Origin of the sequence: Stackebrandtia nassauensis DSM 44728 (assembly GCF_000024545.1) — a bacterium.
Taxonomy (GTDB): Bacteria; Actinomycetota; Actinomycetes; order Mycobacteriales; family Micromonosporaceae; genus Stackebrandtia; species Stackebrandtia nassauensis.
Genome location: NC_013947.1, coordinates 3,504,290 through 3,517,279, shown reverse-complemented (window position 1 = coordinate 3,517,279; position 12,990 = coordinate 3,504,290). Strand labels below are relative to the sequence as shown.

Here is a 12,990-nt window from a genome sequence, read left to right as displayed (position 1 = left end):
GTCAGCGCACTCGCGCCGCGACCCGGGTCGCCGCGTGCAGCAGGTATTCCAGCGGCCCGCGGGTGAAGAAGCGTTTCCAGGTCAACGCGAGCAACATCGTGACCACGACGAAGGCGCCCCACAACAGCCACGGCGATATCGCGAACCCGTACTCGTTGATGTCCAACAGGAACCACACTCCGGCGATGTGCGCGACGTAGGCCGTCAGCGACATGGTGCCGACCGCGATCGCCGGGGCCAGCCACCAGCGTGCTCGCCGGAACCGGTTCAGCAGCGTCACCGCCGCCACGATCACCGCCGTGGCCACGCCGATGTTGCCCACCAGTTCGAAGGTGGTGCCGCTGTGCGATTCGGCCACCAGCAGCCACGACGGCGAGTCCGGTACGAAGTCGTACTTGAGTGCCTCGTCGCTGATCTCGCTGGACGATTCGCTGGACATGCTCGAACTCGACGAGGCCGCGAACGCCTCCAGTCGTGGGAACAGGAACCCGATCAGCCACGAGACGCCGTATCCGGCGAGCATCGCCGCCACCGCCGCGACCGCCAGGCGCACCCGGGTCGCCGTGGCGGCGAGGTCGAGACGCCCCAGCGCCATCCCGGCCAGGACGTAGGCCATCCACGTCACGGCCGGGTAGGTTCCGAAGAACAGCAGCCACAGCACGCCGTTGCCCCACCATGCGAACGGGTCGACGCGGTCCACGGCCGCCACCCAGTCGGAACCGAGGTACCACAGGCCGTGCAGCACCAGCGGCCCCAGCAGCGCGAACCCACCCGCCGCGATGAACAGGCTCCGGGCCGACAGCCGCAGGAACGGCAGCGCCAGCAGGAAGTACAGGCCGTAGTACGCCAGGATCACGTCGACCGAGGTGCCCCAGGCGGTCAACGCCGTCCCCAGTGCCAGCAGGCATGCCGCCCGGATCACGATCCGGGTCAGTGCCTGACGCCCCGAGCGTCCGGTGCGGGGTGTGGCACCGCCGCTGAGCAGCGCCAGCGCTAGCCCGGCGAGGGTGGCGAACAACGCGGACGAGCGGCCGTGCGGCAAACTCATCAGCCAGGAACCGAACCCGGAGTCGTCCTCGGATACCGGGCCGACATGCGCGTAGAACATGCCGAACACCGCCAGCGCGCGAGCCAGATCCAGGCCCACGATCCTGGCCGTGGATCGGGCGGGGGAGGCGGTATCGACGTCGGTGCGAAGGAGTGTCGTCACGCCCGCAAGCCTCGCGGCCGATACGTCGCCCGCCCTCGGTCGAGGCTCCGGACCCACCCCGCCGATCGGCGGTACACCCACCCCCGCCAGCTGGCCGATCTAGTATTCAAGCCCCGCTGCCGAGCCGTATGAGGGAGGGGCATGATCCGGGTCCTGGTCGTCGACGACGAAGCCCTCATCCGTACCGGTTTCACCCATATCCTCAACGCTCCCGACGACATCACCGTCGTCGCGGCGGTTCCCGGTGGGCAGGCCGTGGACGCGACGGTCCAGCACCGGCCCGACGTGGTCCTGCTCGACATCCGGATGCCCGACGTCGACGGGCTCACCATCCTCAGGCAGCTGCGTGGGCTGACCCGTCCGCCGGTCGTCGCGATGCTCACCACCTTCGACACCGACGAGTACGTCGCCGCCGCGCTGCGGCTGGGCGCGGCGGGGTTCCTGCTCAAGGACACCGACCCCGAGCACCTGGCGCACCAGGTGCGTGCCCTGATGTCGGACGGGGCCGTGCTGTCGGCGAAGGTCACCCGCTCGGTCGTCGACGGGTACCTGCAGGGCGAGAACCGGGGCCAGCACACGACCCGGGTCTCACGGCTCACCCGGCGCGAACGCGAGGTGCTGGTGCTCATCGCCGAGGGGATGTCGAACTCCGACATCGCCGCACGGATGTTCCTCAGCGTCGGCACGGTCAAGGACCACGTCAGCGCGATCCTCACCAAGCTCGGCATCAACAACCGGGTGCAGGCCGCGCTGCTGGCCGAACGCGCCGGAATCCTGCCACCGCCCGGAGACGACCGATGAGACGCCGCATCCCCGCTTGGCTGGTCGAACCGCTGGTCATCCTCGTCGCCGGGGTCGACATCGTGTACAGCCTGTACTCGGGCAACGAACACTACGACATCGTGTGGGCCGTCGTCGGAGTCGCCGCGCTCACACTGCGGCGGCGATGGCCGTGGATCGCTTTCCTGCCAACGCTTCCCGGGGCGCTCGTCCTGGGGCAGAGCGCCGCGTCGCTGATCGCCTTGTACACCGTGGCCAACACGACGCGCCGACGCGGCTGGCTGGGCGCCGCCGTCCTCGTCCTGGGGCTTTGCTACATCTGGCCGGTTCCCTTGGACGACACCGAGTACCTGACCGATTCCCTCACCGTCGTCACCTTCGTCTACTCGCTGGCGTTGGCCGCCGCACCGGCGTTTCTGGGGCAGCTCGTCCAGACCAAACGCGACCTGTCGGACAGGCTCGACGAGATCACCGAGGCCCGCGAACACGAACGGCTGCTGATCACCCAGACCGCGCTGGCCGCCGAACGCGCCCAACTCGCCCGCGAGATGCACGACGTCGTGTCGCACCAGGTCAGCCTGATCGCCGTCCGCGCCGCCGCCTGGCAGGTCAGCACCGGCGACCCGGAGTCCAAAGAGGCCGCCGCGACCATCCGGCAACTCAGCACCCGCACCCTGGACGAACTGCGCCACATGGTCAGCGTGCTGCGCGCCGCCGGAAGCAAACCCACCGAACTCACGCCGCAGCCGGGCGTCGACGACCTGGAACAGCTCGTGGCCTCAAGCGCCATCGACGCCACCCTGAGCGCCGAACCGCTGCCCGACGTCGACGCCGCCGTCGAGCGCGCGATCTACCGCACCGTCCAAGAAGCACTGACCAATGTCCGCAAACACGCCCCCGGCGCCACCGCGACCGTCCGGGTGTTCACCGAAGGCGACACCATCGAAGTGAGCGTCACCAACACCGCCGCCACCCGCGCGGTGGTGGCGCTGCCCAGCGCCGAACAGGGCCTGCTCGGGCTTCGGCAGCGCGCCGAACTGCTGGACGGGTCGCTCGACTACGGCCCCACCGACGCAGGCGGCTGGACGCTGCGGTTGCGGTTGCCCGGCCACGGGTGGCAGGCGGGTCGGTAACCGACGGTTGACAGCCGCGCGAGTTCGTGGAAGCGTCTGCGCAACGCCCTGCCGAGGCCACCCCGCACGACCTCGGCACCCGCCCTCGGAGGTGCCCGATGCTTTCCGCGTCAAAGCGTGTCAACGCCGTCCTGGCCGCAGCCGTGCTCGCCGTCGGACTGCTCGTGCCGTCCTCGGCGGTCGCCGTGGAACCCGAGGACCCCACGACGTTGGTCAACCCGTTCGTCGGGACGCAGAACTTCGGCAACACGTTCCCCGGTGCCAGCGCGCCGTTCGGGATGGTGCAGATCAGCCCCGACACCGGCGGCCAGGGCGGGTACGACTACCAGCAGGACAAGATCCACGGATTCAGCCAGACCCACCTGTCGGGCGTCGGGTGTGGAGTGTCGGGTGAACTGCCGATCATGCCGACCACCGGCGAGGTCGACACCGTCGATCCCGAGAAGTACCGGTCGAAGTACTCCCACGACGACGAGGAGGCCACCCCCGGGTACTACCAGGTTGGACTGTCCTCATATGACATCAACGCCGAGCTGACCGCGACAAAACGCACCGGCTGGCAGCGCTACACCTTCCCCGACACCGACGCGGCGAACCTGATGTTCAACACCGGCAAGGCCAACCAGTCGGTGCACGACTCCGAAGTGCACGTCGTCGGCGACCGCACCGTCGAGGGCCGGGTGACCGCCGGTGGCTTCTGCGCGGGCAAGGACAAGCACACCGTGTACTTCACCGCCACCTTCGACCAGCCCTTCGACTCCTACGGCACCTGGCGGGACAAGACCATCCGGCCCGACACGCGCGACGCGTCGGGCGAGGGCGGCAACGGCGCCTGGATCGGCTTCGACGCCAGCAAGGACCGGGAAGTGGTGGCCAAGGTCGGCCTGTCCTACACCGGAATGGACGGTGCGCGAAAGAACCTGGACGCCGAGACCGGCGACTCCTACGACTTCGACGCCGTGCGGGAACAGCTGCACGACGACTGGGTCGACAAGCTCAACTCCATCACGATCACCGGTGGCACAAAGGAACGACGGGAAGCGTTCTACACGGCGCTGTACCACGCGCAACTGCACCCGAACCTGGCCGGAGACGTGGACGGACGCTACACCGGCTTCGACGGCGAAGTGCACACCGCCAAGGGATTCACGCCCTACCAGAACCTGTCGCTGTGGGACACCTACCGTCCCCAGAACCAGCTGCTGGAGATGCTGGAACCCCAGGTGGCCCGGGACGTCGCGCTGTCCATCGTCGCGATCGGCCGCGAGGGCGGCTGGCTGCCCCGCTGGGCACTGGCCAACAGCGAGACCAACATCATGACCGGGGACCCGGTGACACCGTTCCTGGTGGAAGCATGGTCGAAGGGGTTGCTGGCCGGGCACGAGGACGAGGCCTACGAGCTGCTGAAGCAGAACGCCACCAGCACACCACCGAAGGACTCCCCCTACAACGGACGGTCCGGAATCGACTATTACCTGAAACGCGGGTACATACCGTCGGGTCTGGACCTCGAAACCGACTGCGCGCACAAGGGCGGCGACAACGACTGCAAGCACCCGGCCTCGGCGACCCTCGAATACGCCGCCGCCGACTCCGCGCTGGCGTTGATGGCCGACGGCCTGGGGCACGGCTCCGACGCGAAGAAGTTCGCCGCCCGTGGCCAGTGGTACCGCAACCTGTGGGACGACAAGACCGGCCACTTCCGGCCCCGAACCGGCGACGGCACCTGGCTGACCCCATACGATCCCGTCAGCGCCGATCACCAGTTCCACGAAGGCGGCGCGTACCAGTACCAGTGGCTGGTCCCGCAGGACCCGGCCGGTCTCGTCGACCTGATGGGCGGCGAGACCGACACCGAGAAACGGCTGGACGACTTCTTCGTCTACGACAAGCTGCTGACCGACCCCGAGGGCACCGCCCGCGAGGACTGGATCACCGACCCGTACGACTACTACGGCAAACCGACGTACAACCCGAACAACGAGCCGGATCTGTTGGCGCCGTACATGTACCTGTGGGCCGGTGCTCCAGCGAAGACCGCGACGGTGGTGCGGGCGGCGATGACGCTGTTCACCACCGGGCCCGACGGCATGACCGGCAACGACGACCTGGGCACCATGTCGGCCTGGTACGTGTACTCGTCGCTGGGGATGTACCCGACGATGAGCGGTGGCGACTTCCTGGCGCTGTCCAGCCCGCAGTTCGACTCCGCGACCGTCACGATCGGCGAGTACGGCGACCGCCAGGGCGGCACCCTGAACATCACCGCGCCCGGCGCCAGCGACACCAAGCGGTACGTGCAGAACGTGTCCCTCAACGGCGAGGACGTCTCGCAGACCTGGCTCGACTGGGGCGACATCGCGCACGGCGGCGACATCGCCCAGGAACTGGGCACCTCACCGTCCGATTGGGGCACCGGCGACGGCGACCAGCCGCCGTCGGTCGGCAAGGCCGACCCGGACGGTCGTCGGCATCTCGACGCGTCGCTGCGGCCCGCCACGGCCGTGATCGGCGAAAGCGACGCCGCCCAGACCGTCGCGCTGTCCGCCGACGTCCTGGGCCAGGCGCCCGGCGACCTGAAGGTCTCGATGAAAGCCAAGGCGCCCAAGGGATGGGACGTGGCTTTGAAGCCGAAACCGCCGTTGAGGATCTCATCGGACCATCTGCCGACGCAAAAGACCGTCGGGGTGTCGGTGACGGTCCCGGCCGGGACCGCGAAGGGGGAGTACCCGATCGAGATCACGTCCAAGGCCTCCGGGGCGAACCGGGTGACCAAGAAAGCCACAGTGGAGGTCAGGTCGGCGGCGACCTGTGCCTCGACCGATGACGGGCAGTGCGCCGTCGAACTGAGCGAGGCGGCCAACCACGACGGAACCGCCACGACCGCAGCCTCCGAGGAGGGCGACTTCGACGGGCAGGGCTGGAGCTACGACGCCGAACTGCTGCCGAAAGCCGGTCCGGTCACCTGGGACGACGTCACCTATGTCGCGCCTGATCCGTCGGGCACCGCTGAGAACTTCACCGAGGCCAAGGGACAGGCGATGCTGCTTCCTGAAGGAGACTACGGGAAGCTGTCGGTGGTGGCGTCCGCACACAATGGACCAGTATCGACCGCGTTGACGGTGCGGTACACCGACGGCAGCAGCGAGGACATCCCGGTGACCGTCGGCGACTGGGCGGGCTCAACGCCGTCGGGCAGCACGGTGGCGCTGGAGATGCCGCACCGGATCAAGGCCGGACAGGGCACGGACGGGCCGTCGGTGCGGCTGTACGGCAGCTCGCTCACATTGGACTCCGGCAAGAAGGTGCAGTCGGTGACTCTGCCCGACGACGCGCGCGTGGAGGTGTACGCGATCACGTTGCTGTAGCGGACATACAGGGTGGTTGCGGCGTCGTGAAGCTGGGCATCGGTCGATGTGAGGGAACCCGAGCACGGCAGAATGCCTTATTCTCGCCGTCGCCGTCCTGGCTCAACACCACCACACCGGCGACGAGGGCGAGGACCGCGATCACGTCGCCCACCACGAGCTTGCGCCCCCTGATTATCGTCAACACGATCGTCCTTTGCCGAATCGCGAATTCCCGTGTTTCCGTGCCATGACCGCATACGAGCGTCAGGCACGTCGAGATTGTCCACGAAACCCCTCTACAGCAACAGATCACCTTGTTCAGAGTGGAGGCTGGCGAAGTGCGCGAGTTTGTCGAGATCGGGCTCGACACCGAGACCGGGGCCGTCGGGCACGGCCAGCTCGCCATCGACGATGGGCAGCGTGGAGCTGAGGATGTCGTCCTCGAACAGGTAGTAGACGGTATCGATCGGATAGCTGATCTGCGGGGTCGCCGCCGCGACCTGCAGGTGCGCCGCCGTGGCCAGCCCGAGCTCGCCGCCGCTGTGCAGGTTCATGCCCCAGCCGGTGGTGGCGCAGATCCCGGCCAGCCGCTTGGTCGGCGCGATGCCGCCCCATTTGAAGACGTCGCCGTGCACCACGTCGACGGCGCCCAGCTCGATCGCCGGGACGACGTCCTCGAACCGGACCACGCACATGTTGGTGCACAACGGGACGCGCACCCGCTCGCGAACCTGCGCCATCGTGGCCAGGTCGGGGCATGGGTCCTCCAGGTACTCCAGCCGCAGCTCCTCGATGCGGCGGGCGTACTGGAGCGTGCGCGCCAGCGGCCAGTGTCCGTTGGGGTCGACCCGCAGCGCGAGGTCGGGTAGCCGCTCGCGGATGGCCTCCAGGTATCCCAGGTCGATCGCCGGGTCGTGGCTGCCCTTGAGCTTCAGCGCCCGGTAGCCCCGCGTGACGGCGTCGGCGGCCTCGTCGGCGATGGCGTCGGCGGTGGCCGCGCCGGTATCCTCCGGAGGCGTGAGTACATAGGTCAGTGCTATCCGGTCGGTCATTCCGCCGCCGATCAGCCGATGCAGGGGTTGCCCGGCGGCTTTGGCCATCAGGTCATGGCAGGCCATCTCCAGACCGGCGAGTGCGGCGTAGCCGAGGTAGCCGTAGAAGAACGGCACCATCGCCAGTTCGGCCGCGACGGCTTCGACGTCGTAGGGGCTGCGGCCTCGGTACGTGTCGAACAGTTTCCTGGTCAGGGCCGCGACGGGATCGCCGTGCATGGTCTCGCCCCACCCGACCAGCCCGGTGTCGGTGCGCAGGCGCACCACGGTCCGGGTGGTGCCGCGTCGGACCTCGAACGAGCTGACGAAGGCCGACCGGTAGGGCACGTTGACGACCCACACGTCGATGCCGTCAATGATCATGAGGATCCCGCCTGGTCGTCATCCGGCAGCGATACGTCGGCGAACCGGTCCAGCGCCTGGCCCAGTCGCTGCCCCAGGGCTCGCAGGCATTCGCGACCGGCTTCGATGTCCGCTTTAGCGGGGTCGTCGGTGAAGCCGCCCGACGTGGCCCAGTCTCCGGCGCGCACGACGGTTACGCCGGGGCCAAAATCTCCGGTGTGCACCATGGACGATCCCGGCGGGCCACCGGCCGCGGCATCGGGTGGCAGCAGGTCGGCGCGGGCGGCCATCAGCAGCGAAGCCTCGAACGCGCCCGCGTGCCCCGGCACCTGATCGGCCGGGAAGATCCCGTCGGGAACGAGCGTCCAGTAGCTGGCCGCCCCCAGTACCACCGGATGCCGGTTGACGGCGTCCTTGACCGCCAGGTGCACGCACTCGTCGTTGCCGCCGTGTCCGTTGAGGATGAAGATGCGGCGAAACCCGCTGCGCACGAAGGAATCGATCAGGTCGGCCAACACCAGCTGAAGCGTCCGCGACGACACCGATCCGGCACACGCGAACAGGTGATGAATCGAGTTGCCGTACGGGATGGTCGGTGCCAGTACCAACGGCCGCGACGTCGCGCTGGCCTCGATTCCCGCCTCGGCGACGGCTTCGGCCAATGCCGCGTCGGTGCCCAGCGGCAGCGACGGACCGTGTTGTTCGATGGCGCCGATCGGCAGCACCAGCACGGCTTCGGGCGCGATCCTGGCGACCTGTCCACGATCGATCGCGGCCAACCGCAGGAAATCCGGGGGCATGGGTGGTCACTCCCTACGCGTTCGCGACGTCACGGTGTGTCAGTCGTGACATGACCCCTGCACCTTACCGATCATGGAACGGAGGTGGTTGTGACCTGCGCCATCCGGTCGACCGCCGCACGCAACCGGTCGGGTGTGGTCGCCGCGTACGCGATGACCAGGCCGGGGAACGGGAGGGTGTCGGTGCGCATGTAGCGCGACAGGGCGATCACGTTGACACCGGCGTCGGCGAGCCTTGCGGCCAATGTGGAGTCCGATGTGTTCGGCGGCAGTCGCACCACGACGTGCAGTCCGGCGGCCACGCCGGTGGGCCGCCAGTGGGGGAGTCGGGTGGCGAGGGCTTCGACGAGGGCGTCGCGCCGCTGCCGGTACATGCGGCGGGTGCGGCCCAGATGCCGGTCGTAGCCGCCGTGCCGCAGGAACGTGGCGAAGGCGGCGTGCTCGATGACGCTGCCGCCACGGTTGAGGACGTCCTTGCCGCGCAACACGTCCCGGTGGAACCGGGCCGGGGCGACCAGCCATCCCAACCGCAGCCCCGGGGCCAGGGTCTTGCTGGTGGTGCCGATGTACGCCACCCGGGTCGGGGCGAGCCCCTGGAGCGCGGCCACGGCGGGGCGGTCGTAGCGGTGCTCGGCGTCGTAGTCGTCCTCGACGATCAGGGCGTCGTTGTCCGCCGCCCACTCCAGCAGCGCGAGCCGACGTCGCGGTTGGAGCACCACCCCCAGCGGATACTGGTGCGCGGCGGTGATCACCACGGCCCGGCAACCGGTGCGCCGCAACGCTTCCACGTCGAGCCCGGCGTCGTCGACCGGTACCGGTACCGGTTCCAGGCCGTTGCCCGACAGCAACTCGACCTGGCCGGGGTAGCAGGGGTCCTCCACCGCGATGCGGCGATGACCGGCGTCGCGCAGCGCCCGGGCCAGCAACGCTAGCGCTTCGGCGGCGCCGTGGGTGACGAGCACGCCGTCGGCCGTGGTGGTCACCGCGCGCACCCGACCCAGGTACGCGGTCAGTTCTTGCCGCAACGACGGCAGGCCAGCGGTGTCGGGGTAGGCCAGTGCCGCGTCCGGCAGTTCCGCCAGGGCGCGTTTGGTGGCCGCCAGCCACGCGGTGCGCGGGAAGTCCGACAGCGCGGGGATGCCGGTGCGCAGGTCGAACTCGAACGCCGGGTACCGCGTCGGCGCGGCGGCGGGCTCGGCCACCGGGCCGGGGCCGGACGAGGCGGCGACGTAGGTACCCGAACCGGGGCGCGTGCTCACGTATCCCTCGGCCGTCAGCTGCCGGTAGGCGGCGGTGACGGTGCCCCGGGCGACGTCCAGTTGCCGGGCCAGGTCCCGCGACGACGGCAGTCGGGTCCCGGGTGGGACGCGGCCGGAACGGATCGCCTCGCGCAGTGCGCGTTCGGTGCGGCGGCCGCGCTTGCCGTGGTCGACGGCGTCGTCGGCCAACAGCAGCTCACGTATCGCGTACCAGGGGTCGGGCATGGGAACCGACCCTACAACTGGACCAGTTTTCGTGCCAGCGACTGGACCTGTCACTGGACCGGATCGGTCAATACCGTGGCGGCATGGAATACACCAAACTCGGCCGTTGTGGCCTGTCGGTTTCGCGGCTTTGCCTGGGCACCATGAACTTCGGACCGCACACCTCCGTCGAGGACAGTCACGCGATCATGGACCGGGCGCTGGAGACCGGGTTCAACTACTTCGACACCTCCAACTCCTACGGTGGACGTCGCGGCGAGGGCGTCACCGAGCAGATCATCGGCCAGTGGTTCGACCAGCGCGAGTCGGCCAGGGACAAGGTGGTGCTGGCGACGAAGGTCTACACCCCGATGAGCCAGTGGCCCAACGAGGGCAGGCTGTCGGCCCGCCACATCATCGCCTCGTGCGAGGCGTCGCTGCGGCGGTTGCGCACCGACTGGATCGACGTCTTCCAGATGCACCACGTCGACCGCGACGTCACCTGGGACGAGATCTGGCAGGCGATGGAAACCCTGGTCGCCCAGGGCAAGATCCGGTACGCGGGTTCGTCCAACTTCGCCGGTTGGCACCTGGCCGCCGCCCAGGAAGCGGCGAACCGGCGGCATTTCCTGGGCCTGGTGTCCGAGCAGTGTCGCTACAACCTGATCACCCGGCACCCCGAACTGGACGTCATCCCGGCCGCGACGCACTACGGCATCGGCATCGTCCCGTGGTCGCCGCTGGAGAGTGGACTGCTGGCCGGGGTGCTCGCCAAACAGGCCGCCCGGACCTCGGTGCGGGGCGACAACGACCGCGCCGAGCTGATGCGCCAGCACCGCGACAGCATCGACGGCTACGAGAAACTGTGCGCCGACATCGGCACCGACCCCGCGGCGCTGGGTATCGCCTGGCTGCTGTCGCGTCCGGGAGTCACCGCCCCGATCATCGGACCGCGAACCACGGAGCAACTCGACAGTGCACTGTCGGCACTGGACGTGACCGTCGACGCCGAGGTCGAGGTCCGCCTGGACGAGCTGTTCCCGCCGATCGGGTCGGGCGGGCCGTCTCCCGAGGCGTGGGCCTGGTGACGGCGTTCGCGTTTCGTCCCATGGCCGAAGCCGACCTGTCCGATGTGGTCAGGTGGCTTCCGGCCGGGTTCGATCTGGCCGCCGCCAGGGACAAGTACCTGCCCTGGATCCGCGGCGAGCACCCCAACCACCTGACCCTCATCCTCGCCGACGGACACCCCTGCGGTTTCGCCTGGCATTACCGCGTCGGCGACCACCGCGAGTACAGCCTGGCCACCGGCGAACCCGACGCGATCGGGATCGACGTCATCGTCGGCGATCCCGGCGTCGGGGACCACGCGGCGCTGCTGCGGCAGTACCTGCGCCAGGTCGTGCTGACGGCACACCCCGACGCCACCCGCGTCATCTCCAGCCCGGCGGCCGACGACCTGTCGGCCGTGCGCATGCTGACCGGCGCGGGATTCACGCCGCTGCGCGACATCACCGTGTTCCCCGGCGAACCGGCCGAAACCCTGTGCGCCTTCACCGTGGGGGATACGAACGACTGAACCGGCGCACGTACTCTGGTCGCACTCGTTCCGCCAAGATCACCGCGCCCACAAGGCGCCGTCGTCCACGTTGGGAGAAGCATGACCGGGTACATCGACCTCGAAGCCGCCCACGGCGCCCACAACTACCACCCACTGCCAGTGGTGCTCAGCCACGGCGAGGGCGCCTGGGTCAGCGACACCGACGGCAACCGCTACCTCGACCTGCTGTCGGCGTACTCGGCGATGAACTTCGGACACCGGCATCCCCGCCTGGTGGCCGCCGCCAAGGCCCAGCTCGACCGGTTGACGCTCACGTCGCGGGCGTTCCACAACGACCAGCTCGGGCCGTTCATCGCCGAACTGGCGGCACTGGCCGAAATGGACGCTGTCCTGCCGATGAACACCGGCGCCGAAGCCGTCGAGACCGGCATCAAGACCGCCCGCAAATGGGGCTACACTCGCAAGGGCGTCGCCGCCGATCGCGCCCGCATCATCGTGTTCGACGGCAACTTCCACGGCCGCACCACCACCATCGTCGGGTTCTCCACCGACGAGACCGCCCGAGCCGACTTCGGTCCGTTCGCCCCCGGATTCGACATCGTGCCCTACGGCGACGCCGACGCCCTCGAAGCCGCCATCACCCCCGACACCGTCGCCATCCTCGTGGAACCGGTGCAGGGCGAGGCCGGGGTCATCGTGCCGCCCAAGGGCTGGCTGCCCCGGCTGCGGCAACTGTGCGACAGCAACGACATGCTGCTGATCGCCGACGAGATCCAAACCGGACTGGGCCGCACCGGCCACACCTTCGCGTGCCAGCGCGAAGGCGTGCGCCCCGACATCTACCTGCTGGGCAAGGCGCTGGGCGGCGGCATCATCCCGGTGTCGGCGATGGTGGCCGACCGCGCGGTCATGGACGTGTTCGCGCCCGGACAGCACGGCTCCACCTTCGGCGGCAACCCGCTGGCCAGCGCGGTCGCCCGCGAGGTCGTGGCGATGCTGGCCACCGGCGAATGGCAGCAGCGCGCCCGCGACCTGGAAAAGCACCTGGTCTCGGCGCTGGACCGGCTCGACCCCACGCTCGTCGCCGAGACCCGGGTGTGCGGACTGTGGGCCGGGGTGGAACTGTCGGCGGCCGCGCCACCGGCGCGAACCGTGTGCGAACGCATGGCCGCCGCGGGCGTCCTGTGCAAGGAGACCCACGACACCACCGTGCGCATCGCGCCACCCTTGGTGATCGAGCCGCACGAGATCGATCATGCTGTAGACGTCATGATGCAAGCCCTGAACTGATCGAGGAGGTCC

10 protein-coding genes are annotated in these 12,990 nt (G+C 69.0%); 6 read left to right on the top strand and 4 right to left on the bottom strand.

Going from position 1 to position 12,990, the window contains the following annotated elements; all coding sequences use genetic code 11:
- Nucleotide 1 precedes the first annotated feature (1 nt).
- Entirely contained in the window at nt 2-1,210 is a 1,209-nt protein-coding gene (locus SNAS_RS16395) for a DUF418 domain-containing protein (protein WP_013018562.1), read from the bottom strand.
- A gap of 141 nt (nt 1,211-1,351) precedes the next feature.
- Between SNAS_RS16395 and SNAS_RS16390 the strand changes: the two genes are divergently transcribed.
- The 3 genes from SNAS_RS16390 to SNAS_RS16380 all read left to right on the top strand — a co-directional run bounded on the left by SNAS_RS16390 (nt 1,352) and on the right by SNAS_RS16380 (nt 6,491).
- Nucleotides 1,352-2,011 (top strand): response regulator transcription factor, encoded by a 660-nt coding sequence (locus SNAS_RS16390; RefSeq protein WP_013018561.1) that lies wholly within the window; start codon nt 1,352-1,354, stop codon nt 2,009-2,011.
- Complete coding sequence (locus SNAS_RS16385; protein ID WP_013018560.1) at nt 2,008-3,123, top strand: sensor histidine kinase; 1,116 nt, start codon at nt 2,008-2,010, stop codon at nt 3,121-3,123. Before SNAS_RS16390 ends, SNAS_RS16385 begins: the two co-directional genes overlap by 4 nt.
- Before the next feature lie 98 nt (nt 3,124-3,221).
- Nucleotides 3,222-6,491, top strand: coding sequence for a GH92 family glycosyl hydrolase (locus SNAS_RS16380; RefSeq protein ID WP_013018559.1), 3,270 nt, complete (start codon nt 3,222-3,224; stop codon nt 6,489-6,491).
- A gap of 278 nt (nt 6,492-6,769) precedes the next feature.
- Here SNAS_RS16380 and SNAS_RS16375 read toward each other — a convergent pair whose 3' ends face one another.
- The 3 genes from SNAS_RS16375 to pdxR all read right to left on the bottom strand — a co-directional run bounded on the left by SNAS_RS16375 (nt 6,770) and on the right by pdxR (nt 10,151).
- Nucleotides 6,770-7,888: a mandelate racemase/muconate lactonizing enzyme family protein gene (locus tag SNAS_RS16375; RefSeq protein WP_013018558.1), complete on the bottom strand. Its 1,119-nt coding sequence runs from the start codon at nt 7,886-7,888 to the stop codon at nt 6,770-6,772.
- Complete coding sequence (locus tag SNAS_RS16370) at nt 7,885-8,667, bottom strand: creatininase family protein (protein WP_013018557.1); 783 nt, start codon at nt 8,665-8,667, stop codon at nt 7,885-7,887. The genes SNAS_RS16375 and SNAS_RS16370 overlap by 4 nt, the downstream gene beginning before the upstream one ends.
- A 71-nt stretch (nt 8,668-8,738) precedes the next feature.
- The gene (pdxR, locus tag SNAS_RS16365) at nt 8,739-10,151 is read right to left on the bottom strand and encodes a MocR-like pyridoxine biosynthesis transcription factor PdxR (RefSeq protein WP_013018556.1); all 1,413 of its coding nucleotides are present in this window, start codon (nt 10,149-10,151) and stop codon (nt 8,739-8,741) included.
- Between the two features lie 83 nt (nt 10,152-10,234).
- Between pdxR and SNAS_RS16360 the strand changes: the two genes are divergently transcribed.
- The 3 genes from SNAS_RS16360 (at nt 10,235) to rocD (ending at nt 12,978) form a co-directional block, all read left to right on the top strand.
- Nucleotides 10,235-11,218, top strand: a complete 984-nt coding sequence (locus tag SNAS_RS16360) for an aldo/keto reductase (protein WP_013018555.1) — start codon at nt 10,235-10,237, stop codon at nt 11,216-11,218.
- A gap of 20 nt (nt 11,219-11,238) precedes the next feature.
- Nucleotides 11,239-11,706 (top strand): GNAT family N-acetyltransferase, encoded by a 468-nt coding sequence (locus tag SNAS_RS16355; RefSeq protein WP_144300519.1) that lies wholly within the window; start codon nt 11,239-11,241, stop codon nt 11,704-11,706.
- Nucleotides 11,707-11,787: 81 nt separating this feature from the next.
- Nucleotides 11,788-12,978, top strand: coding sequence for an ornithine--oxo-acid transaminase (gene rocD / locus SNAS_RS16350; RefSeq protein WP_013018553.1), 1,191 nt, complete (start codon nt 11,788-11,790; stop codon nt 12,976-12,978).
- Nucleotides 12,979-12,990 lie beyond the last annotated feature (12 nt).

Bases quoted from the DNA above. Each gene is read 5' to 3' on its own strand.
- SNAS_RS16385 (WP_013018560.1), top strand. From the start codon at position 2,008: ATGAGACGCCGCATCCCCGCTTGGCTGGTCGAACCGCTGGTCATCCTC.
- SNAS_RS16390 (WP_013018561.1), top strand. From the start codon at position 1,352: ATGATCCGGGTCCTGGTCGTCGACGACGAAGCCCTCATCCGTACCGGT.
- SNAS_RS16360 (WP_013018555.1), top strand. From the start codon at position 10,235: ATGGAATACACCAAACTCGGCCGTTGTGGCCTGTCGGTTTCGCGGCTT.
- SNAS_RS16370 (WP_013018557.1), bottom strand. From the start codon at position 8,667: ATGCCCCCGGATTTCCTGCGGTTGGCCGCGATCGATCGTGGACAGGTC.
- SNAS_RS16380 (WP_013018559.1), top strand. From the start codon at position 3,222: ATGCTTTCCGCGTCAAAGCGTGTCAACGCCGTCCTGGCCGCAGCCGTG.
- pdxR (WP_013018556.1), bottom strand. From the start codon at position 10,151: ATGCCCGACCCCTGGTACGCGATACGTGAGCTGCTGTTGGCCGACGAC.
- SNAS_RS16355 (WP_144300519.1), top strand. From the start codon at position 11,239: ATGGCCGAAGCCGACCTGTCCGATGTGGTCAGGTGGCTTCCGGCCGGG.
- rocD (WP_013018553.1), top strand. From the start codon at position 11,788: ATGACCGGGTACATCGACCTCGAAGCCGCCCACGGCGCCCACAACTAC.
- SNAS_RS16375 (WP_013018558.1), bottom strand. From the start codon at position 7,888: ATGATCATTGACGGCATCGACGTGTGGGTCGTCAACGTGCCCTACCGG.